The sequence below is a fragment of the Paraburkholderia metrosideri genome, assembly GCF_904848625.1.
GTDB classification, from domain to species: domain Bacteria; phylum Pseudomonadota; class Gammaproteobacteria; order Burkholderiales; family Burkholderiaceae; genus Paraburkholderia; species Paraburkholderia metrosideri.
In genome coordinates this window covers 22,377-41,730 of the sequence record NZ_CAJHCP010000026.1, presented here as the reverse complement: position 1 = coordinate 41,730, position 19,354 = coordinate 22,377, and the positions used below count along the sequence as shown (strand labels likewise).

Genomic DNA, 19,354 nt, shown 5'->3' with positions numbered 1-19,354 from the left:
TACAATCACCACCGCATCAAGCTCAAGCTGAAAGGGCTGAGTCCTGTGATGTACAGAACCCAGCCCTCACGGCATTAGCCAACAACTGTCCAACTTTGCGGGGTCGGTTCAGTTTTGCCGGCTTTTTTTCGTCCCGATTTCGTGAAGGCGGCCGTGCGCAAGGCGTGCGGCGGGACTCCGCGTTGGCCATCTGGCCGACTGTTCAGATCGCTCGGGTGGGGTGAAAGTAAACGTATTCATTTAACGGTTTACGTTTAACGCAATACATTATACGATCCCATGATCACGACATTCGGCGACAAAGCTACGGCGAGAATCTTCCAGGGCAAATACGTGCAGTCATTGCCGCTTCATATACAGGCGCTCGCACGACGCAAGCTGCTGATGATCGACGCCGCCAATTCCGTCCACAACCTGCATGCACCGCCCGGCAACCGGCTCGAAGCGTTGCAAGGCCAGCGCAGCTGGGCAATGGAGTGTCCGGATCAATGCGCAATGACGCATCTGTTTTCACTTCGTCGGCGAAGACGCGCTGAATGTCGAGATTGTCGACTATCACTGATTATTGGGAGACCGGCATGGTCATCAAACGCTCCGAACTAGGCGGTATCGATTTCTCCGACATCGATACCGGCGACAGCATTCCGGAAATCCATCCGGGCGAGATCTTGCGCAGCGAGTTCCTCGAACCGCTTGGCATGTCGGTCAATGCACTCGCGCTTGCGTTGCGCGTGCCAGCACCGCGCATCAACGACGTGGTTCGCGGCAAACGCGCGATCTCGGCCGACACCGCGCTGCGACTCGAACGCTACTTCGGCGCCAGCGCGCAGTTCTGGCTCAACCTGCAAATCGCGTACGACCTGCGCGTGGCCACCGCAGCCGCTGGCGAGCAGATCGAACGCGAGATCGAACCCATGCCCAAAGCAGACCGCCCCAAAATGCCAAAGGTGTCTGCCGATCACGCACGCGCCGCCGCGCTGGCGGTGAGCGTAAGCAGCAACCTCGCGGCCGGCAAAACGCGCCGCAAAGCCTGAGCGTCCAACCTGATCCGGCCGTGCCATGCCTTAAGCGCGAGGCGTTGCCATGTGGGCGTCGTCATCAAAAGCACGGGCCCGACACAACGAGCGGTTAAAATCGACTCATTCCTCTAGCCTTCCCGGAGTACAGCAATGGCTTTGCAACGTCGTACCACTCTCTCGAAGTACCTGATCGAACAGCAGCGCGAGACCAATAACCTCCCGGCTGATCTGCGCCTGTTGATCGAAGTCGTCGCGCGCGCGTGCAAGGCGATCAGCTATCACGTCAGCAAAGGCGCACTTGGCGACGCGCTCGGCACGGCCGGTAGCGAGAACGTCCAGGGCGAAGTGCAGAAGAAACTCGACATCCTCTCGAACGAAATCCTGCTCGAAGCGAACGAATGGGGCGGCAACCTGGCCGGGATGGCGTCCGAGGAAATGGAACAGTTCTTCCCGATCCCGGCCAACTATCCGAAGGGCGAATACTTGCTGGTGTTCGATCCGCTCGACGGTTCGTCGAACATCGACGTCAACGTGTCGATCGGCACGATCTTCTCGGTGCTGCGCTGCCCGGACGGCCAGCAACCTACCGAACAATCGTTCCTGCAACCCGGCACGCAACAGGTCGCTGCGGGTTACGCGGTGTACGGCCCGCAAACCGTGCTCGTGCTGACCACCGGCAATGGCGTGAACTGCTTCACGCTCGACCGCGAACTCGGATCGTGGGTGCTCACGCAAAGCGACATGCGCATCCCGGTCGAAACGCGTGAATACGCGATCAACGCGTCGAATGAGCGCCACTGGCATGCGCCGGTCGAGCAATACATCGGCGAACTGAAAGCGGGCCAGGACGGCGCGCGTCAAAGCGACTTCAACATGCGCTGGATCGCCTCGATGGTCGCGGACGTGCACCGTATTCTGAATCGTGGCGGCATCTTCATGTATCCCGCCGACAAGCGCACGCCCGACAAGCCGGGCAAGCTGCGCCTGATGTACGAAGCGAACCCGATGGCGTTCATCGTCGAACAGGCCGGTGGTGCTGCGACCAACGGCGAAAAACGCATTCTGGACATCCAGCCAAAGAGCCTGCACGAGCGTGTCGCGGTGTTCCTTGGTTCGAAGAACGAGGTCGATCGCGTAACCCGGTATCACCTCGAAGCAAAAAAATGAAAAAAGTGAGCGAGAGGGGCTTGCCAAGTCAATAAAGAAGTCCCTATAATCTCGTTTCTCCTGATGCCGGAATAGCTCAGACGGTAGAGCAGCGCATTCGTAATGCGAAGGTCGGGGGTTCGATTCCTCTTTCCGGCACCACAAGATTCAAGCAAAAAGCCCAGTCCTCGTGACTGGGCTTTTTGCTTTCTGACGTCGCGCAGGCGGTTCGTATCAACGTGGGACGGCCCACTAGAACTCGACACCGCTTTTGAGTTGGCCTTCTTCAAATAGCCATGCCGAACGTGAACTGCTTCGTGCAATTGCGTAGCTAAAGCCAGCTCGATTTTGAGCCGCCGGAGCCCAAACACCCGGGTCGATGACATTCCGAGCTGCGGCTCTCTGCGAAGCCGTGCGCAACAAATGCCATTTCAATCGCGACGGCCCAATCGGTCATAGGCCGGCGTCATGACCAGATTGCGGGCCACGACCGAATCTTTCTCTATCCCGACCGGCTTCGTCTGCGGCACCGAATACGCCGCGACCGCCTCCTGCGGTGCCGACGAAAACCATAAGATCCGGCCGGCACATTCGATTCCGACCTGACGTCCTTTCCAGTAGACAGCGTTTTCCATGGCGAACTCCGTGAATGGCGACGCTGGCATCTTCTCCGGCACACGCAGCGCCGTCCGTTGGCCACTGCACGTAGCCCAATAGATAACCTCTTCAAGCATAGGTAGCGATTAGCGCGCCGACCGATTTGTCATCCAATGACGAGCTTTTGGCATAAACCGCAGACGTGTCGCCTGAGCCCAAACTCCGCATCACTCACGAGTTTGTTAATTTTTGCAAAAAATCTTTGAAAAAGTGTTCGATCCCGTCAACGAATCGGGGAAATGAATCGTTTAGAAAAGATTAGCGGCGGAAATCTGCGAAAGAACCGAGCGGTAATTAACGAACGTTCAGTCGGATATGGTGCAAATTGTGCCGATGTCGCAACGCATCAATTTTCGTCATGATTTATTCACATGAAACGATGTGAAGCGCATCACATATAAGCAAAACGGATCAATCGGCTGAACAGCAGACGGAGCAAGGCGAGGAAGCAAACGGCAGGAGAAATTGAGCTGACGGGATGGGCGCAGAAGAAAACCCCGCGGGTGTAGCCAGACAATAAATTCTATTCAAACACTCTGCTGAAGTGTTGCCTTGTGCCGTTAAAGCAACAGAGAAGAAGCTACGTACGTTGGACGCTGGTGCGAAGCGGGGACTGAGGCCGATAATCGGTTTGTAAAGGAGAAAGATCATGGATGCCAAACCAACGAAGATTCCGACCCCGGATAAAGTATTTTGCCCGGATCCGGAACCCGCTGGCGTCGAGTTTCTGGGTGCCGAATTGCCTGAGCACGTTCGCGCATTTTTCGACGAACAACGTAAGTCGTGCGATTCGAAGTAATTGCGCGGTGGCGCGACGCAGCATTGCTATCCGCATATCGAATGTGCGGTTACTGTATCCGCCCTATTGCGCAGTGTTACGTCCGCATAGTGACGCTGAATCAGATCGCCTGATTCGGGCGGCGCTTGGGCACATGGCCCCGGCGTCTGATTGCGCTCGCCCCCTACCGAGTGCCGCTCCGTCGAAACGCTGCCTCGCCGATTTTCGTTCACCGAAAATATCCTGACGGCCGCCATCATTTATTCTTCTGGTTTTCCTCTGTGGTCGCCCGACCCCGCTCAACTTCCATGAACCGTTCGTTTCGCCTCGCCGTGTCATGTGCACTCGCGTTAGCCGCTTGCGCTGCGTTCACGCCCACCTCCGCTGTCGCCGATGGCGACGACACCGCACTCACCAACCTGATCGCACTCGCTTCGCAGCGCCTCGCGCTCGCGGAACCGGTTGCTCGCTGGAAATGGGCCAATCATCAGGCGATCACCGACACGCCGCGCGAAAATGCGTTGCTCGCCGACGTGGAGAAGCGCGCCATAGCGGCCAATGTCGATCCGGCATTCGCGCGCGCTTTCTTCCAGGATCAGATCGACGCCAGCAAGGATGTGCAAAACGCACTATTTGCGACCTGGCGCAATGGACAACCGCCGCAAGGACCCGCACCCGACCTCGCCGCCAGCACGCGCCCGCAACTGGACCGGTTGACGCAATCCCTCGTGGCGGCCCTTGCTCGCGTGCAGCCGGTTCGCGCAACGGACGATTGTCCATCGCGCGTCGCGCAGTCGCTGGCTAGCTGGAAATCGCTAACCCGCTACGACTCGACGCATTCGAGCGCGTTGAGTCACGCACTCGGTCACGTCTGCGAAACCGGGGGTGTTGGCGCGACCGGTTGACCCGGCCGACGCAGGAGAAAGAGCAGAAATGACGTTGAGTCTGACCGCTCGCCACCGCGCCATGAATCGACGGAAATAAAACGAGGTACGCCGGCGCTGACGCGTCGGCGACAATCAGACGACGCTCGACACGACCGACGCGACGCTTTGCACGCTCAACGGCATCACGCGAAGACCTCGCGCCAGGTGACTCTGCAGAATGCGATAGGTCGACAGTTCGAATGGCGCTGTGGCGCTCGTCGCATACAACTCAGCCGCCTGATCCAGCGACGGAGCATGCCCGACGTAACGCCAACGGTCGACGACGTGAAAAGCCCGCGCCTGCGACGCCTCTTCTCGCTCCTCAAAGACGATCGGCCCCTGGAATGGCCACGGTGCATCCGCAGGATCGCTCTTTGTGACGCGCGGCACCCGATTATGGCCGGGGCGCAACGTCGCGATCCATTGCGCCTCGACCAGCATCGCGCCCAGCTCGCCGCCGGTTGCGCGCCACTCGACGCGCCGCACCTGCTGCGCGAGCCGAATGTCCTTCGACGAACGCCGCTCGCCGGTCAGATGTGAACGCAGCCGCTGCCGTACGCGCACACTTCGCCCGACGTACAGCGGCGAGTCCTCCTCGCCATAGAACGCATAGACGCCGCAACCGCTTGGCGCGGTGTCCAGTAGATCTTCCGTGATGTCTCCGGCAAGCCGGTAACGCCGCGTGGTTCGCTCGATCTGCGCGCGCAGCACGTCGAGCGGCACCAGACCATGCAGACGCTGCCAGAACTGCCAGATCAGATCGGCGTCGGCAAGCGCGCGGTGACGATCGGACGGCACGAGCGCGTGACGCTCGACCAGCGCGTCGAGTCCGTGACGCTTTTCGGCGGGAAACAATGCGCGCGACAAACGCACCGTACACAGCACATCCGGATCGAACGCAATCCCGGCGCGGCGAAATTCGCCCCGCAGAAAGCCGCGATCGAAACTGGCGTTGTGCGCGACGAAGAGCTTTCCATTCAGGCGCTCGAACAGAGCCGGCGCGATGGCGTCAAAAGTGGGCGCGCCGCGCACCATCGCATTCGTGATACCGGTGAGTTGCTGGATGAATGATGGGATGGACTGCTGCGGGTCGACCAGGCTGCTCCAGCGCGACACGCCGGCGGCCCCTACTTCGACGACACCCACTTCGGTAATGCGATGCTCGCTGGTGGAACCGCCAGTGGTTTCGAGATCGACGAAGACAATCGGTACACCCAGGGCCGGTTCCGGCAAAAGCTGTTCAGACATGAAAAGGATACTTTAGACACGTGACTTGGCAGCAAGTATGCACCAGTTAGCCACGGCCCACCCAGATTCCAGCGCATTGGACGATGCGCGATTACCGCACGGAGAACCCTTTTTGCGGGTGATTCATTTGCGGCTGGATCTGGATTTGTCCATCAAGCTGCTTTATTACGCTTTCGCAGCTCTCAAAAAAATCGGCCCAACTCTTTCGCACGCTTTGACGAATTAAGCGAATGGCGTGAGAGCGGATAGTCGTGCAATGCAGATCGATGAAAACGTCGCGAGGTAATAAAAAAGCCTTCGCTATCCGGCATGAACTTGCGCAACCCGGCGTATTCTCCACGCGTGCCGCGCCGTGACGCCTAAAGCGGCTGAATGTTCGCGGCCTGCATGCCCTTGGGGCCGGCCTTGATGCTAAAGGGAATGCGCTGGCTTTCCTTCCACGATTTAAAGCCCGCCGAGCGAATCCCCGAGAAGCGCACGAACAGATCGCCGTCCCACTACGGACCAGAAGTGATGAAGCCCAAAGCCCTTCGCATCGCCGAATCAGTTGGCGATACCAGCGTCGATGTCCAGTTATTCCATGATGATTTTTCAAACTGGGTAGTCCCCAAGCGGGATAAAGCCGCCGCTACACTTTTTTTGACGCGAAAGCCACGCCGGCTTCATACAACCGGGCTGGCCTACTAAAGCTTGCTGTTTTTTCGCAGAGTCTAAATCATCACCTGGTGAACTTCTAGTGCCTTTCGGAGGCTGGACACCACGACAATGCGAAGCGCACCCTAAATAGGAATTGACGATTAACTAACTGATTAATTGAGCGCAAGACATTATTACCTCATCTGGTTCAACAAAAAACTCAGGCGGCAATAATTTCAGCGCCCAATCAGATGTAACAAAACCTGTTTTTAGTAAGTGTTTTTCCGACTTGTTGCGGCACATTCGCATCGGCATGATGGACTGGTCGTTGTAGTAACGAGTATGAGGAGATTGCCATGCTGCTTAACGAAATCCGCCGCCTCGTCACCTGGCTCACTCATTCGCATGCGCAGACGCCTTCCGTCAGCGCTGCGCCGACTGCCGAAACATCGTCCGCTTTCGAGTTTGATCCTATGTGGCACGGGGATCACTGGCAAAACCTGTTGTCCTCGCCCATGGATGCGCGCCGCTACGTTATGGAAGACTGGAGCGTCCCCACATCGGAAGACTGGGCTGACCTGGACGGCACCGCGCCCGCGCACTGACCCGCTTCAATAGCGCCGCAAATCGACGGCAAAAAAAAAGCGCGACGATTAAGTCGCGCTGACAAAGGTTTGGAGATCTTTTTCGTCAACGAAAAAGTCTGCCTCGAAAAGCAGAACTCTCAGTATAGCCGCTCGGCGAATTCCCATCATTTCCACGATCAGCAAGCATCTATTGCGGCATTAACAACAATCGCCGTTTTCGTTAAATAGCGTTGCTTTTTCGCATCGATGAGTGTCGCGAATGAGCAACGTGTTTCAAACATCTCTTGTTTTTCATCCCGTCAATACTGCCCTCCGCCTTTATTTATAAGGGCTGCGCGTCATTCGCTCACAATTTCGAATCGCGTAATACTTTATTGCGAAAATCGGAATGCCCACTTTACAGATGGCCTCTTTACACTCTGCCTAACCGGAAACCAACGCGCTTTTCTGGTCAGCGCGCTTCTCACGGGCACTTACGTCTCTCGCAGCACCCGCTTCAAAGGTTTCCTAAGCCGGGGTTCGGTATCTCTATCGTTCGCGGAGTTACGAAATGAAGAAGACACTCATGGTCGCGGCCCTTACGGGCGTTTTTGCCTCCGCTGCGCAGGCGCAGAGCAGCGTGACGCTATACGGCTTGATCGACGCCGGCATCACCTATACGAATAATCAGCAAGGTCACAGTAACTGGCAAATGACGAGTGGCCAGATCAATGGCAGCCGGTTTGGTCTGCGTGGCTCAGAAGATCTGGGCGGCGGCCTGAAGGCGATTTTCACGTTGGAAAACGGCTTCAATATCGCTAACGGCAACCTTGGGCAAGAGGGCCGCCTGTTTGGACGGCAAGCGTTTGTCGGCCTGTCGAGTAACGATTTCGGCTCCGTCACCCTCGGTCGTCAATATGACAGCATGGTCGATTACGTCGGCCCGTTGGCGCTGACCGGCACCCAATACGGCGGCACACAGTTCGCGCACCCGTTCGACAACGACAACCTGAACAACTCGTTCCGTATCGACAATTCGGTCAAATATCAGAGCGCGAACTATGGCGGTCTGAAGTTCGGTGCGTTGTACGGCTTCTCGAATCAGGCGGATGGCTTTGCCAACAACCGCGCATACAGTGCGGGCGTGTCGTACAACTGGAACGGCCTGAATATCGCCGGCGCTTACATGCAGTTGAACAGCAACGGCGCAGGCGCTGCCGCGGCGGCGTTCAACTCGGGCGGCGCGGTATCGGGCGACAACACCTTCTTCGCCGGCCGCCAGCAAACCTGGGGCGCGGGCGCTAACTACGCGATCGGACCGGCCACGCTCGGCCTCGTTTATTCGCAGACGAATCTGGGCAACCTCGTGGGCATCGGCGCGGCGGCATCGGGCGAAACGGGCGGGGTCGGCTTTGCCAGCAACAGCGCCCACTTCCAGAACTTTGAAGCCAACGCGCGCTACGCGTTGACGCCAGCTGTCAGCATCGCCGGCGGCTACACGTACACGCGCGGAAGTCTGGCCGGAACGCGGCCGCACTGGAACCAGTTCAATCTGCAAACCGACTATGCACTGTCCAAGCGTACCGACGTGTACCTGCAAGGCGTGTATCAGCAAGTCAACGAAGGCGCGATCGTCGACGCCAACATCAATGGCTTGGGCTCCGCTTCCAGCAACAACAAACAGATTGCCGTGACCGCGGGTTTGCGCCACCGCTTCTGAAAGCCGCGAGACAACTCGCCGAATCGAAGGCGCCGTACGCGGCGCCTTTTTTAATAGCGCGGCGTGCGAATAAACGAGGAGACAAGATGGACCGGCTGTCAGACGCTGAATGGATGTGCATTCGACACCTGTTCCCGCCGTCGGGCGCTCAGAAGACCACGGGGGCCGTCCAGCCGCCGATTCGCGCGCCGTCCTCGATGCCATTCTGTGGATCGAACATACGGGCGAGCGCTGGATGTATCTGCCCATGCACTTTCCGGCGCAGCAGACCTGCTACGCGAGGTATCTGCACTGGAAGCGCAACGGCGTGCTGGCGCAGGTGCGCGCGCTACTGACAGAAACACGCGCCGGCACTAGCGAGCGCTGTGCTCCACACGAAGAAGCCGATCTCATCGAGACGGCTTGATTCGCGTTGGCCGTTGGGCATTAGCCGTCAGCCGCCCGGATCAGGCGGCGGATATTTGACGTCGACGATATCGATCGGCTGCGGACCGGCCGGCGTGTACAAGGTCACCGTGTCGCCGACCTTTGCTTTTAGCAGCGCACGCGCAATCGGCGAAATCCAGCTCACATAGCCAATATCCAGATCGACTTCGTCGACACCGACAATCGTCACCCTATGATCCTCGCCGTCTTCAGTCGCGTACTCCACGGTCGCGCCGAAGAACACCTGGTCGATATTCTCCTGTTTGCTGCTATCGACAATCTCGGCAAGATCGAGACGCTTGGTCAGAAAGCGGATTCGCCGATCGATCTCACGCAAGCGGCGCTTGCCATAGATGTAATCGCCATTTTCCGAGCGGTCGCCGTTCGAGGCCGCCCACGACACGAGCTTGACCACTTCCGGCCGCTCGACGTCGATCAGATGCAACAGTTCATCGCGCATGCGCCGGTAGCCGGCTGGCGTAATGTAGTTCTTGGTCCCTGCCGGGACGTCCGGCTGGGCGACGTCGAGGTCGTCGTCATTCTCTTCACTCGACTCTTTGACAAAGGCCTTGTTCATGATGATCCAGATAGTGCATTAACAGCGGCAAGCGACTGCCTATCAAGGGTACACGATCAGGGCCAGCAGACAAATCGCAGTTACAGGCTTCCATTTTGCAAAACCATTGGCTATAATCTCGTTTCTGTGTGCGGCTGTAGCTCAGTTGGATAGAGTACTTGGCTACGAACCAAGGGGTCGTGGGTTCGAATCCTGCCAGCCGCACCAACTTATTTGAGGGTTTTCTTCCGGAAAGTCCTCGGCTTCATCCAAGTTTCATTGCAGTAATGCATTACCGTTTAGCGTGCGGCTGTAGCTCAGTTGGATAGAGTACTTGGCTACGAACCAAGGGGTCGTGGGTTCGAATCCTGCCAGCCGCACCATCTATTGAAGGGCCTTCCGATCGGAAGGCCCTTTGTTTTTGCAGCACGGTTTTGTGCAAGCGCCGAAACGCACCGCTCCACCCCACCTCGCTGGTTTTCAGGCACCGTTATCGCGGTGGCGACTGAATATCACCAATCTGTCCGTCCGGACTCGGCACATCGTCGATTGAACCATCTGGAGTCGGCTCGCCGATCCGGTGAGCCCGGTCACCGGTCAGTGCTTGTGGCTCGCGCAGCACATCGTCTACGCTTGCGCCGAAACGACTTTCAACAAACGCCCTAAGCAACGCAGCCCGCAGCGAGTCACCCCGCCCTTCAGCCGTTCGATGACTGCCTTCGAACGTCGCCACGCAATAGGCCAGGTCGGCATCGGTCTCCTCGCGCATTTCCAGTCGCTGAGCGCGCTCGAGCACTGTGCCCGCCGCCTCCCATGACGTGGACGGCGTGAACCGGCCATCCCACGCGCGACCACGGTCATTACCGCGAATCGAAACAGTCTCGCCACTGTCGGTGAAATAGATTTCGCGCACGAAGTCGTGCAGGCTGCGGGCTACCCAATAATCGAGCGCCATGCCATCGAGGTCGGCAACATTCATTAGCGTTCTCCCAAGAATTTCAGGTGAGACTCGCTCGTGGCCGGCACGTTCAGATTTAAGAAAAGCGACGCGTCGAAAAAACGCGGGAGACAAAGCGGAGGGCAATTAAAAAACCCGGGCACGCTGGAACGAACCCGGGCACAGTCACGGACGATCAGTAATCGGCCCGTTCGCGATCTATCCGCATGCCGCCATCGTGACGGTGATGCCCCTCGTCACTCGGCCGCTCACGCGCGATGCGCATGACGTCGGGGTTCGTGCGAACCCGGCGCATCACATTGGCCAGATGGACCCGGTCGCTGACCTGGATCACAAAGCGCAGCACGGTGGATTCCTGCGACAGATCTTCGTCCATTGCGATATGGACGATGTTCGCGTCCGCCGACGTGATGTCGGCAGCCACACGGGCAAACACGCCCTTGGTGTTCTTGACCAGCACCTTGACGGCGACATCGAACAGACGCCCCGGCTGCGGCGCCCACGCCACGTCGATCCAGCGACCCGGATCGCGCTTGTGGATGCGCTGCGCAACGCGGCAGTCCGTAGTGTGGATTGCCATGCCGAGGCCGATGCCGATGTAGCCCATGATGTCGTCGCCCGGAATCGGACGGCAGCATGCGGACAGTTGCACCGACATCCCTTCAGTGCCCGTGATGACCACCGGCGGCGCATGCGGTGCATTCGAACCGGAACGCGAGCCGTCGTCGTCGGCATCACGGCCACTCATCAGCACTTCGATGCGCTTGGCCATGACCGCCGCGACACGCCGGCCCAAGCCGATGTCCGCGAAAATTTCCTGGCGGTTCTTGTTGCCCGTCCATTGCACCAGCTTTTCCCACGCTTCCGGCGTGACATCTGACAGCGCGAGGCCGTAGCCCTTCAACGACTGATCGACCAGACGCTCGCCGAGTTGCACGGACTCGTTCAGGCGCATTGTCTTCAGATAGTGGCGGATAGCCGAACGCGCCTTGCCGCTGCGCACAAAGCCGAGCCACGCTGGATTCGGCTTCGAATACGGCGCCGTGATGACTTCGACGATATCGCCGCTCTTCAACTCGGTGCGCAGGGGCAACAACTCGTTGTTGATCTTCACCGCGACGCATTGATTGCCAAGGTCGCTGTGGATCGAATACGCGAAGTCGAGCGCCGTGGCACCGCGCGGCAGCGCCATGATCTTCGACTTCGGCGTGAACACGTAGACCGCGTCCGGGAACAGGTCGATCTTGACGTGCTCGAGGAATTCGCTCGAATCGCCCGCTTCGCTCTGAATGTCGAGCAGCGACTTCAGCCATTGATGGGCGCGCTTCTGCACATCGTTCAGATCGGCACTGCCGTTCTTGTACAGCCAGTGCGCGGCCACGCCGGCTTCGGCGATCTCGTGCATCTTGCGCGTGCGCACCTGAAACTCGATCGGCGCACCGAACGGGCCGACGAGCGTGGTGTGCAACGACTGATAGCCGTTCACCTTCGGAATTGCGATGTAGTCCTTGAACTTGCCCGGCACGGGCTTGTACAAAGCATGCAATGCGCCGATGCAGGTGTAGCATTCCAGCGCGCTCTCGACCACCACACGAAAGCCATACACGTCGAGCACCTGCGAGAACGACAACTGCTTGTCGCGCATCTTCTTGTAGATACTGAAGATGGTTTTCTCGCGGCCGGTGACTTCGGCGTCGATCTTAGCGTCGGCAATGGCGCGCTGCACCGACTCCAGAATCTTGCCCACCACTTCGCGCCGGTTGCCGCGCGCCGACTTGACGGCTTTTTCGAGCGTGGCGTAGCGATGTGGATTGAAGTTCGCAAAGCTCAGGTCCTGCAGCTCGCGATAAGTATTGTTCAGGCCAAGCCGGTGCGCGATGGGCGCATAAATATCCAGCGTTTCGCGTGCCACGCGGCGGCGCTTGGCGGGCGGCACCGCGCCGAGCGTGCGCATGTTGTGCAGCCGGTCGGCGAGCTTCACCAGAATCACGCGGACGTCGCGCGCCATCGCGAGCAGCATCTTGCGGAAGTTTTCCGCCTGCGCTTCCTCGCGATTGCGGAACTCCATCTTGTCCAGCTTCGACAACCCGTCAACCAGTTCCGCGACCTTCGCGCCGAAACGCTCGGCGAGTTCGGCCTTGGTCACACCCTGGTCTTCCATCACGTCATGCAGCAACGCCGCCATGATGGCCTGGGCGTCGAGATTCCAGCCGGCGCACATTTCAGCAACGGCAACAGGATGCGTGATGTAGGGCTCGCCACTCTGGCGGTACTGGCCGAGGTGGGCTTCGTCGCTGAAATGGAACGCTGCCTTGATGTCCTTGATCTCTTCCGGCTGAAGATAGCCGGAAAGGAGCGAGGTCAGTTTGGCAATGGAGACGACGTCATGCCGGCGCGGTTGCTCCGGCGTGGCGGTTGGCCCGAACAGATGGCGGAACGACTGTTCGAGAACCGCGTCGATGTATTTGCGCGCGGACGAGGGTGAGTCGGCGTCGTGATCCACTTCCGTAGCGGTGGGCGGGGTAGCACTCATGGTCGCCTCCGTAGCGGTTGGGGGTTGGACGCCTGGGTCTGCGCGTTAAAACGAGGAGGTAAAGCTAAAGCGTATGACAGGTACAGCAATCGAAAACGCAATAGTGCGCGTTAAACCGGCACCTTCTTCAGCATTTCAACACCCACCTGGCCGGCTGCGATTTCGCGCAGTGCGACGACGGTAGGCTTGTCGCGGCTTTCGATCTTCGGCGTGTGGCCTTGCGCGAGCTGACGCGCGCGATAGGTTGCGGCAAGCGCGAGTTCGAAACGGTTCGGGATCTGTTTGAGACAGTCTTCGACAGTAATGCGGGCCATGTTGGGTTCCTTCTCAGTATGTTGCTTATTCTACCTTATGTGCTCGACACATCGCCGCGCTCACGCGTGCGGCAGGTGAATGCCGAGCTGCACGAAAAGCTGCGTGTGGCGTGCATATTGCGATGCGAAGCGCGAACGCGTTGCGGCGACGAGGCACTGCAGTTCGCTCAACGCGCGATCGAAGTTCTCGTTGATCACGACATACTCTGCTTCGGCCGCGTGCGCCATCTCGCTACCGGCTGCCAGCAGGCGTCGCGTGATCACGTTCGGCTCGTCCTGGCCGCGCTTTTTCAGACGCTCTTCGAGCGCTTCGAGCGACGGCGGCAAGATGAAAATCTCGACCGCGTTGTGAAACTGTTTCTTCACCTGCTGCGCGCCCTGCCAGTCGATTTCGAGCAGCACGTCATGGCCGCTTTTCATCTGCTCCTGGATCCATACGCGCGACGTGCCGTAATAGTTGCCATGCACTTCCGCGCTTTCCAGGAACTCGCCTTCGTCGTGACGCTTCATGAAGTCGTCGACGGTGGTGAAGTGGTAGTGCTCGCCGTCCTGTTCCTTCGGGCGCGGCGGGCGCGTCGTGTACGAGATCGACAGACGGATCGCGTCGTCGCCCGCAAGCAGCGCGTTCACCAGCGTCGACTTGCCCGCGCCCGACGGCGCGACGACCATGAACAGGTTGCCGGGATAAGCGCCGGCGTACGGGTTGCGCGGTGCGCCGCTTTCGCGTGAGTGGTCGGTCATGTGTTGGTGCTCCAGCTTTATTCCAGATTCTGTACTTGCTCGCGCATCTGTTCGATGAGCAGCTTCAGGGTCATCGACGAATCGGCGAGTTCCTTCGCCGCCGCCTTCGAGCCGAGCGTGTTCGCTTCGCGGTTCAGCTCCTGCATCATGAAGTCGAGGCGCTTGCCGACCTTGCCGCCCTTCTCGATTACGTGACGCGTTTCGTTCAGGTGAGCCGTGAGGCGCGACAGTTCTTCGGCGATGTCGATACGGATGCCGTACATCGTCACTTCCTGGCGAATCCGTTCGTTGATTTCTTCGCGCGAGACGATCGTCGCGGCGGTATCCGGCGCGGCGATGCCAAGCGCTTCCTGCAAACGCTCGACGATCTTCTGCTGATGCTTCGCGATCAGCTCCGGCACGAGCGGGGTGATCTTCGTGACGATCGCTTCCATTTCGGTGACATTGGCGATCAGCATGGTCGCCAGTTGCGCGCCTTCACGCGCACGCACGTCGATCAGGTCGACGATGGCCTGCTTGCCGCACGCGAGCACCGCCTCGCGCAGCACTTCCGGCGCCACGCCGCTTTCGGCGAGCACGCCAGGCCAGCGCAGAATTTCGCCGGTGCGCAGACGGCCCGCTTCGGGGAACGTGGACAGCACCGTGCGTTCGAGCAGCGCCAGTTGCTTCAGCGCGTCGGTATTGACCGAGCCTGCGTTAGCCGACTGCTCGCTGCGTTGCAGATTGATACGGATATCCACCTTGCCGCGCGACAGTTTGTTCATCAGCATTTCGCGCAGCGTCGGTTCGCAGACGCGCACGTCTTCCGGCATGCGGAAGTTCAGATCGAGAAAGCGCGAGTTCACTGTGCGCAGTTCGACCGACACGCTCACGCCGCCTGTACCCGAGGCCGCGACGAGTTCGCGCGTGGCGCTCGCATAGCCAGTCATGCTGTAGATCATCGTATTTCTCGCGATTGTGGACGGGGGTTGAAAGCCCGTCCAAGAAGTGAATCGCCCGGCGTGTACGAGACGCGGGGCGGAGAATCCGTATTATCCCATTTTTACCGGACGCACCCCGCTGAAAGCGAGAGTCCATGCGGTCGAGCGCGCATAGGCGAAGTATCGGCAATCTTCGCGGCGAGCCCATCGTGGCCTTGCGTGGCGCTGCATTGCCCTGCACTGCCGTGCATTGCCGGCCGCCGTGTCGCCCGCAGACGCTACGCACCGATGACGTCGCATGACCGTCCCGCCCGATCGGCTGTAAAATTGCGCTTTCCCTCCGCATTTCTTCCAGACCCATCCCAACATGACCAACGACACCCAACGCCCCAGCGGCCGCCAGGCCAATCAGCTGCGCGACGTGCGCATCACGCGCCATTACACGAAGCACGCGGAGGGCTCGGTGCTGGTCGAGTTCGGCGATACCAAGGTCATCTGCACCGCGAGCATTGCCGAAAGCGTGCCGTCGTTCTTGCGTGATCGCGGTCAAGGCTGGCTCACCGCTGAATACGGCATGCTGCCGCGCGCCACGCATACCCGCAGCGACCGTGAAGCGGCGCGCGGCAAGCAAACCGGCCGCACCCAGGAAATCCAGCGGCTGATCGGCCGCGCGCTGCGCTCGGTGTTCGATCTGGAGAAGCTCGGCGCGCGTACGCTGCATATCGACTGCGACGTGATCCAGGCCGACGGCGGCACGCGTACGGCCAGCATCACCGGCGCGTTCGTGGCCGCCCATGACGCCGTGGCGAAGCTGCTGGCCACGGGCCGTATCGACAGCTCGCCGATCACCGACTATGTCGCCGCGATTTCGGTGGGCGTATACGACGGCCTGCCGGTGCTCGACCTCGACTACGACGAAGACTCGCAATGCGACACCGACATGAACGTCGTGATGACGGGCGCGGGCGGCTTCGTCGAAATTCAGGGCACCGCTGAAGGCGTGCCCTTCTCGCGCGACGAAATGAACGCGCTGCTCGATCTGGCAAGCGACGGCATCAACACGCTGATCGGCATGCAGAAAGCCGCGCTGGAGCAAAAGAGTGAGTGAAGTTAGCCGGAACAGTGGCGCGCATCTGGCAGACGCGCCGTTGAAGAAAGTCGTGCTCGCGTCGAACAACGCGGGCAAGCTGCGCGAGTTCGCGGCGCTGCTCGGCGCGGCCGGCATCGAACTGATTCCGCAGGGCGCGTTGAACGTGCCGGAAGCAGAAGAGCCGTATCCGACTTTCGTCGAAAACGCGTTGACCAAGGCCCGTCACGCGGCAAAGCTCACCGGCCTGCCCGCTCTCGCCGACGACTCCGGCCTGTGCGTTCGCGCATTGCGCGGCGCGCCCGGCGTCTATTCGGCGCGCTTCGCGCAACTCGCGGGCGGCGAGAAAAGCGACGCGGCGAATAACGCGCGCCTCGTTGCCGAACTGCAGCACGCAACCGATCGCCGCGGCTATTACTTCTGCGTGCTGGTGTTCGTGCGTCACGCGGACGACCCCGAACCGCTGATCGCCGAAGGCCGCTGGCATGGCGAAATTCTCGACGCTCCGCGCGGCGACAACGGCTTCGGCTACGACCCGTACTTCTTTTTGCCGTCGCTGAACGCGAGCGCCGCGGAGTTGGAGCCGGCCGTGAAGAACGCCAGCAGCCATCGCGCGATTGCGTTACAGCAACTGCTCGCGCGGCTCACGGAGGAAGCGTGATTCCGATCAAGCCGGCGCCGGCCGATATCGGCAATGGCGTCATCAAGGCGTTCACGTCGCCGGGCAGCATCCGCCTGACGTCGCTGCCGCCGTTGGCGCTGTACGTGCATTTTCCGTGGTGCGTACGCAAGTGTCCGTATTGCGATTTCAACTCGCACGAGTGGAAGGGCGACACGTTCCCGGAGACCGAGTATCTCGACGCGCTGCGTGCCGATCTCGAACTGGCGTTGCCGTTGGTCTGGGGACGGCAGGTGCATACGGTGTTCATCGGCGGGGGCACGCCTAGCTTGCTGTCGGCAGCGGGGCTCGACCGGATGCTGTCGGATATCCGCGCGCTGCTGCCGCTCGACGCCGACGCGGAAATCACGCTCGAAGCCAACCCAGGCACGTTCGAAGCCGACAAGTTCGCGCAGTTTCGGGCGAGCGGTGTGAACCGGCTGTCGGTGGGGATTCAAAGCTTCAATGAAGCGCATCTGAAGGCGCTCGGCCGGATTCACGATTCGACGCAAGCGCGTCATGCGGTCGAGGTGGCCTCGACCACGTTCGACAACTTCAACCTCGATCTGATGTTTGCGCTGCCCGGGCAGACGCTCGCCGAATGTCAGGCCGATATCGAAACGGCGTTGTCGTTCGCGCCGCCGCATTTGTCGCTGTATCACCTGACGCTCGAACCGAACACGCTGTTTGCGAAATTTCCACCCGCGCTGCCCGACGACGACGCGTCGGCGGACATGCAGGACTGGATTCATGAGCGCACGGTGGCGGCCGGTTATGGACGCTATGAGGTGTCCGCGTATGCGCAGCCGCATCGGCAGAGCAAGCACAACCTGAACTACTGGCGCTTTGGCGACTACCTCGGCATTGGCGCGGGCGCGCATACGAAGTTGTCATTCCCGAATCGCGTGCTGCGTCAGGTGCGTTACAAGCACCCCACCACCTTCATCGAGCAGGCCAGGGCCGGCACGGCGGTACAGGAAGAGCATGAAGTCGGGCCCCGCGATCTGCCGTTCGAGTTCATGCTGAACGCGTTGCGGCTCGTGGAAGGGTTTCCGGTGCACAGATTTATCGAGCGCACGGGAATGTCGATGACGTCGATCGAACCGGCTTTGCAGGAAGCGGAACGGCGCAAGCTGATCACGCGCGATCACGAAAAAATCGCACCCACGCCGCTCGGCCAGGCGTTCCTGAACGATCTGCAAGAGCTGTTTCTGAAAGATCCGCAGTAATTGCTGAGCGACGGAGTTCCGCTGCGAGGTTTTTTCGGGTTACAATTTAAGGCTTGGAGGTGTGGCCGAGCGGTTTAAGGCACCGGTCTTGAAAACCGGCGAAGGAGTGATCTTTCCGTGAGTTCGAATCTCACCGCCTCCGCCAAAGAACGAGAAAAGCCCCGTAAGTTCAAACGCTTACGGGGCTTTTGTTTTTTCTGCCCGTCAAATAGCTCATCATTGAGCCGAGTTTCACTGCTGCCGGGCGATACGTTTGGCCGCGTAAGACCCGTCCCGCGTTCATCACCCTCCGCTAGATCCGCCTATGTCCGTCGCGCACGGTTTGTGCCTGCTGTGCGACATCGTCAACACCATAGCGAGCTTCGGGCGGCTACGTGAGCGATCCGTTGAACGCATGAACCGGTGACGGCGCGGTGGCTCACCGGTCGTCAGGCCGGACGAGGAGACGGAAGTCGCGATACCCGCGCGCGGCGCGCAGGGTAAAGCAGCGAAGGCGCAAGGTAACGTGGACGACGCTGGCGCTAACCGCGGGCGCACCGTGGTTGACGACTGGACCCCGGCGCAGTCGGCGCGACGCATCCCATCCCCGGGGGCGAAGACGTGCCGCTGAAAGAAATCCTGCGCCGAGCGGAAAACTATCTTGCGTTAGCTTGATTCTTCATCAAGAAATCAAGCGAGCCCCCACCCTCCCTACTGCTGAGCGGACGACGGCCAGCCGCCTGAACGCTGCCCTACTCAGCCCTGGTGAATAGCCTTTGACATAGTGAAGACAAGCGACGACGGATTGCGCGTGTTATCCGTGCCCGTAGCAGCCGCATGTTTCATTACACTCATCGCACCCAGTGAGCCCATCACCGCCAGCAGATAACGCTGATATTGGTGCACTTCTTCCAGGCACTCCCTGCTGAACGTCTCGACCCGGTACGCGAGAAAAACACGTTTGCTTGAGCGTCCCTGATTCTGGGTGAGCCCGTGGGTCATAACATGAATGTCATCAAGATTATCAGCCTGGCAGCGCGCGAATTCTGCCGTGTGATGACAGAGCGACTGAAGCATCGCGTGAAGTGCAGCATTTTCTTCTGCAAGCCGTGCGCTGGATTCAGCCTGATTGGCGGGGATGACCGGCGTTTCGTTTTTTGTCATTCTGCGTCCTTCTCTGGTGTACTGAAGAACGCCCGCCCATGCGATGAGAGAGGGTGAGCGGGCACAAGGCAGGACTGCAAAACCGGCGCAACA

Annotated in this window: 22 protein-coding genes, 4 tRNA genes and 1 pseudogene; 17 read left to right on the top strand and 10 right to left on the bottom strand. The window is 59.7% G+C overall.

All coding sequences use genetic code 11. The annotated features are described in order from the left end of the window. The 5 genes and pseudogenes from LMG28727_RS34715 to LMG28727_RS33180 form a co-directional block, all read left to right on the top strand. Nucleotides 1–78: IS3 family transposase (locus LMG28727_RS34715; RefSeq protein ID WP_328811583.1), on the top strand; the 78-nt coding region annotated here is incomplete at its 5' end. A 201-nt stretch (nt 79–279) separates the two neighbouring features. Beyond that, nucleotides 280–562: pseudogene (locus tag LMG28727_RS33195) on the top strand (type II toxin-antitoxin system RelE/ParE family toxin). Between the two features lie 16 nt (nt 563–578). Then, the gene (locus tag LMG28727_RS33190; RefSeq protein WP_201646530.1) at nt 579–1,034 is read left to right on the top strand and encodes a HigA family addiction module antitoxin; all 456 of its coding nucleotides are present in this window, start codon (nt 579–581) and stop codon (nt 1,032–1,034) included. A 135-nt stretch (nt 1,035–1,169) separates the two neighbouring features. After that, the gene (locus LMG28727_RS33185) at nt 1,170–2,186 is read left to right on the top strand and encodes a class 1 fructose-bisphosphatase (protein ID WP_201646529.1); all 1,017 of its coding nucleotides are present in this window, start codon (nt 1,170–1,172) and stop codon (nt 2,184–2,186) included. Nucleotides 2,187–2,251: 65 nt separating this feature from the next. Continuing rightward, nucleotides 2,252–2,327, top strand: a tRNA-Thr gene (locus LMG28727_RS33180). Nucleotides 2,328–2,596: 269 nt separating this feature from the next. Here the strand turns inward: LMG28727_RS33180 and LMG28727_RS33175 are convergent. Next, nucleotides 2,597–2,800 carry a hypothetical protein gene (locus LMG28727_RS33175; protein ID WP_201646528.1) on the bottom strand — a complete coding sequence of 68 codons (204 nt, stop codon included), beginning with the start codon at nt 2,798–2,800 and terminating at the stop codon, nt 2,597–2,599. A 671-nt stretch (nt 2,801–3,471) separates the two neighbouring features. On the opposite strand from LMG28727_RS33175, the gene LMG28727_RS33170 reads away from it, so the two are divergent. Together LMG28727_RS33170 and LMG28727_RS33165 are read left to right on the top strand one after the other, a co-directional pair. Beyond that, complete coding sequence (locus LMG28727_RS33170; protein ID WP_042321669.1) at nt 3,472–3,621, top strand: hypothetical protein; 150 nt, start codon at nt 3,472–3,474, stop codon at nt 3,619–3,621. A gap of 287 nt (nt 3,622–3,908) precedes the next feature. Next, nucleotides 3,909–4,505, top strand: a complete 597-nt coding sequence (locus LMG28727_RS33165; protein WP_201646527.1) for a chorismate mutase — start codon at nt 3,909–3,911, stop codon at nt 4,503–4,505. Between the two features lie 114 nt (nt 4,506–4,619). Here the strand turns inward: LMG28727_RS33165 and LMG28727_RS33160 are convergent, their stop codons facing one another. Further along, nucleotides 4,620–5,774, bottom strand: a complete 1,155-nt coding sequence (locus LMG28727_RS33160) for an exonuclease domain-containing protein (RefSeq protein WP_201646526.1) — start codon at nt 5,772–5,774, stop codon at nt 4,620–4,622. Nucleotides 5,775–6,133: 359 nt separating this feature from the next. After that, on the bottom strand, nt 6,134–6,253 hold the full coding sequence (locus LMG28727_RS34910; protein WP_407945895.1) for a S1 domain-containing protein: 120 nt from the start codon (nt 6,251–6,253) through the stop codon (nt 6,134–6,136). Nucleotides 6,254–6,287: 34 nt separating this feature from the next. Here LMG28727_RS34910 and LMG28727_RS34905 point away from each other — a divergent pair, with 34 nt between their 5' ends. The 4 genes from LMG28727_RS34905 (at nt 6,288) to LMG28727_RS33135 (ending at nt 9,102) form a co-directional block, all read left to right on the top strand. Then, nucleotides 6,288–6,461: a hypothetical protein gene (locus LMG28727_RS34905; RefSeq protein ID WP_201646532.1), complete on the top strand. Its 174-nt coding sequence runs from the start codon at nt 6,288–6,290 to the stop codon at nt 6,459–6,461. Nucleotides 6,462–6,766: 305 nt separating this feature from the next. After that, the gene (locus LMG28727_RS33145; protein WP_201646525.1) at nt 6,767–7,015 is read left to right on the top strand and encodes a hypothetical protein; all 249 of its coding nucleotides are present in this window, start codon (nt 6,767–6,769) and stop codon (nt 7,013–7,015) included. Nucleotides 7,016–7,547: 532 nt separating this feature from the next. Next, nucleotides 7,548–8,696: a porin gene (locus tag LMG28727_RS33140; protein ID WP_201646524.1), complete on the top strand. Its 1,149-nt coding sequence runs from the start codon at nt 7,548–7,550 to the stop codon at nt 8,694–8,696. 109 nt (nt 8,697–8,805) lie between these two features. Further along, nucleotides 8,806–9,102, top strand: coding sequence for a transposase (locus LMG28727_RS33135; RefSeq protein ID WP_201646523.1), 297 nt, complete (start codon nt 8,806–8,808; stop codon nt 9,100–9,102). A gap of 27 nt (nt 9,103–9,129) precedes the next feature. Here the strand turns inward: LMG28727_RS33135 and greB are convergent, their stop codons facing one another. Further along, nucleotides 9,130–9,699 carry a transcription elongation factor GreB gene (gene greB, locus LMG28727_RS33130; RefSeq protein WP_201646522.1) on the bottom strand — a complete coding sequence of 190 codons (570 nt, stop codon included), beginning with the start codon at nt 9,697–9,699 and terminating at the stop codon, nt 9,130–9,132. Between the two features lie 130 nt (nt 9,700–9,829). On the opposite strand from greB, the gene LMG28727_RS33125 reads away from it, so the two are divergent. Together LMG28727_RS33125 and LMG28727_RS33120 are read left to right on the top strand one after the other, a co-directional pair. Continuing rightward, nucleotides 9,830–9,906 (top strand) — tRNA-Arg (locus LMG28727_RS33125). Between the two features lie 78 nt (nt 9,907–9,984). After that, a tRNA-Arg gene (locus LMG28727_RS33120) sits at nt 9,985–10,061 on the top strand. A gap of 107 nt (nt 10,062–10,168) precedes the next feature. Here the strand turns inward: LMG28727_RS33120 and LMG28727_RS33115 are convergent. The 5 genes from LMG28727_RS33115 to LMG28727_RS33095 all read right to left on the bottom strand — a co-directional run bounded on the left by LMG28727_RS33115 (nt 10,169) and on the right by LMG28727_RS33095 (nt 15,165). Then, a complete protein-coding gene (locus tag LMG28727_RS33115) occupies nt 10,169–10,657 on the bottom strand; it encodes a phage protein NinX family protein (RefSeq protein WP_201646521.1) in 489 nt (162 codons plus the stop codon). A 154-nt stretch (nt 10,658–10,811) separates the two neighbouring features. Then, a complete protein-coding gene (locus LMG28727_RS33110) occupies nt 10,812–13,169 on the bottom strand; it encodes a RelA/SpoT family protein (RefSeq protein WP_201646520.1) in 2,358 nt (785 codons plus the stop codon). A gap of 110 nt (nt 13,170–13,279) precedes the next feature. Beyond that, nucleotides 13,280–13,483, bottom strand: coding sequence for a DNA-directed RNA polymerase subunit omega (rpoZ, locus tag LMG28727_RS33105; RefSeq protein ID WP_006025620.1), 204 nt, complete (start codon nt 13,481–13,483; stop codon nt 13,280–13,282). Nucleotides 13,484–13,543: 60 nt separating this feature from the next. Then, nucleotides 13,544–14,224 carry a guanylate kinase gene (gene gmk, locus LMG28727_RS33100; RefSeq protein ID WP_201646519.1) on the bottom strand — a complete coding sequence of 227 codons (681 nt, stop codon included), beginning with the start codon at nt 14,222–14,224 and terminating at the stop codon, nt 13,544–13,546. 17 nt (nt 14,225–14,241) lie between these two features. Then, on the bottom strand, nt 14,242–15,165 hold the full coding sequence (locus LMG28727_RS33095; protein WP_201646518.1) for a YicC/YloC family endoribonuclease: 924 nt from the start codon (nt 15,163–15,165) through the stop codon (nt 14,242–14,244). Between the two features lie 346 nt (nt 15,166–15,511). Here LMG28727_RS33095 and rph point away from each other — a divergent pair, with 346 nt between their 5' ends. The 4 genes from rph (at nt 15,512) to LMG28727_RS33075 (ending at nt 18,263) form a co-directional block, all read left to right on the top strand. Further along, the gene (gene rph, locus LMG28727_RS33090; RefSeq protein WP_201646517.1) at nt 15,512–16,252 is read left to right on the top strand and encodes a ribonuclease PH; all 741 of its coding nucleotides are present in this window, start codon (nt 15,512–15,514) and stop codon (nt 16,250–16,252) included. Then, nucleotides 16,245–16,892: an RdgB/HAM1 family non-canonical purine NTP pyrophosphatase gene (gene rdgB / locus LMG28727_RS33085; protein ID WP_201646516.1), complete on the top strand. Its 648-nt coding sequence runs from the start codon at nt 16,245–16,247 to the stop codon at nt 16,890–16,892. Before rph ends, rdgB begins: the two co-directional genes overlap by 8 nt. Continuing rightward, nucleotides 16,889–18,118, top strand: coding sequence for a radical SAM family heme chaperone HemW (gene hemW / locus LMG28727_RS33080; RefSeq protein ID WP_201646515.1), 1,230 nt, complete (start codon nt 16,889–16,891; stop codon nt 18,116–18,118). The genes rdgB and hemW overlap by 4 nt, the downstream gene beginning before the upstream one ends. A 55-nt stretch (nt 18,119–18,173) precedes the next feature. Next, a tRNA-Ser gene (locus LMG28727_RS33075) sits at nt 18,174–18,263 on the top strand. 590 nt (nt 18,264–18,853) lie between these two features. On the opposite strand, the gene LMG28727_RS33070 is transcribed toward LMG28727_RS33075, so the two are convergent. Next, on the bottom strand, nt 18,854–19,261 hold the full coding sequence (locus LMG28727_RS33070) for a hypothetical protein (protein ID WP_201646514.1): 408 nt from the start codon (nt 19,259–19,261) through the stop codon (nt 18,854–18,856). Nucleotides 19,262–19,354 lie beyond the last annotated feature (93 nt).

Excerpts from the sequence above, each read along its gene's own strand:
- LMG28727_RS33190 (WP_201646530.1), top strand. The coding sequence starts at position 579 with ATGGTCATCAAACGCTCCGAACTAGGCGGTATCGATTTCTCCGACATC.
- LMG28727_RS33185 (WP_201646529.1), top strand. The coding sequence starts at position 1,170 with ATGGCTTTGCAACGTCGTACCACTCTCTCGAAGTACCTGATCGAACAG.
- LMG28727_RS33175 (WP_201646528.1), bottom strand. The coding sequence starts at position 2,800 with ATGGAAAACGCTGTCTACTGGAAAGGACGTCAGGTCGGAATCGAATGT.
- LMG28727_RS33170 (WP_042321669.1), top strand. The coding sequence starts at position 3,472 with ATGGATGCCAAACCAACGAAGATTCCGACCCCGGATAAAGTATTTTGC.
- LMG28727_RS33165 (WP_201646527.1), top strand. The coding sequence starts at position 3,909 with ATGAACCGTTCGTTTCGCCTCGCCGTGTCATGTGCACTCGCGTTAGCC.
- LMG28727_RS33160 (WP_201646526.1), bottom strand. The coding sequence starts at position 5,774 with ATGTCTGAACAGCTTTTGCCGGAACCGGCCCTGGGTGTACCGATTGTC.
- LMG28727_RS34905 (WP_201646532.1), top strand. The coding sequence starts at position 6,288 with ATGAAGCCCAAAGCCCTTCGCATCGCCGAATCAGTTGGCGATACCAGC.
- LMG28727_RS33145 (WP_201646525.1), top strand. The coding sequence starts at position 6,767 with ATGCTGCTTAACGAAATCCGCCGCCTCGTCACCTGGCTCACTCATTCG.
- LMG28727_RS33140 (WP_201646524.1), top strand. The coding sequence starts at position 7,548 with ATGAAGAAGACACTCATGGTCGCGGCCCTTACGGGCGTTTTTGCCTCC.
- LMG28727_RS33135 (WP_201646523.1), top strand. The coding sequence starts at position 8,806 with ATGGATGTGCATTCGACACCTGTTCCCGCCGTCGGGCGCTCAGAAGAC.
- greB (WP_201646522.1), bottom strand. The coding sequence starts at position 9,699 with ATGAACAAGGCCTTTGTCAAAGAGTCGAGTGAAGAGAATGACGACGAC.
- LMG28727_RS33115 (WP_201646521.1), bottom strand. The coding sequence starts at position 10,657 with ATGAATGTTGCCGACCTCGATGGCATGGCGCTCGATTATTGGGTAGCC.
- LMG28727_RS33110 (WP_201646520.1), bottom strand. The coding sequence starts at position 13,169 with ATGAGTGCTACCCCGCCCACCGCTACGGAAGTGGATCACGACGCCGAC.
- rpoZ (WP_006025620.1), bottom strand. The coding sequence starts at position 13,483 with ATGGCCCGCATTACTGTCGAAGACTGTCTCAAACAGATCCCGAACCGT.
- gmk (WP_201646519.1), bottom strand. The coding sequence starts at position 14,224 with ATGACCGACCACTCACGCGAAAGCGGCGCACCGCGCAACCCGTACGCC.
- LMG28727_RS33095 (WP_201646518.1), bottom strand. The coding sequence starts at position 15,165 with ATGATCTACAGCATGACTGGCTATGCGAGCGCCACGCGCGAACTCGTC.
- rph (WP_201646517.1), top strand. The coding sequence starts at position 15,512 with ATGACCAACGACACCCAACGCCCCAGCGGCCGCCAGGCCAATCAGCTG.
- LMG28727_RS33070 (WP_201646514.1), bottom strand. The coding sequence starts at position 19,261 with ATGACAAAAAACGAAACGCCGGTCATCCCCGCCAATCAGGCTGAATCC.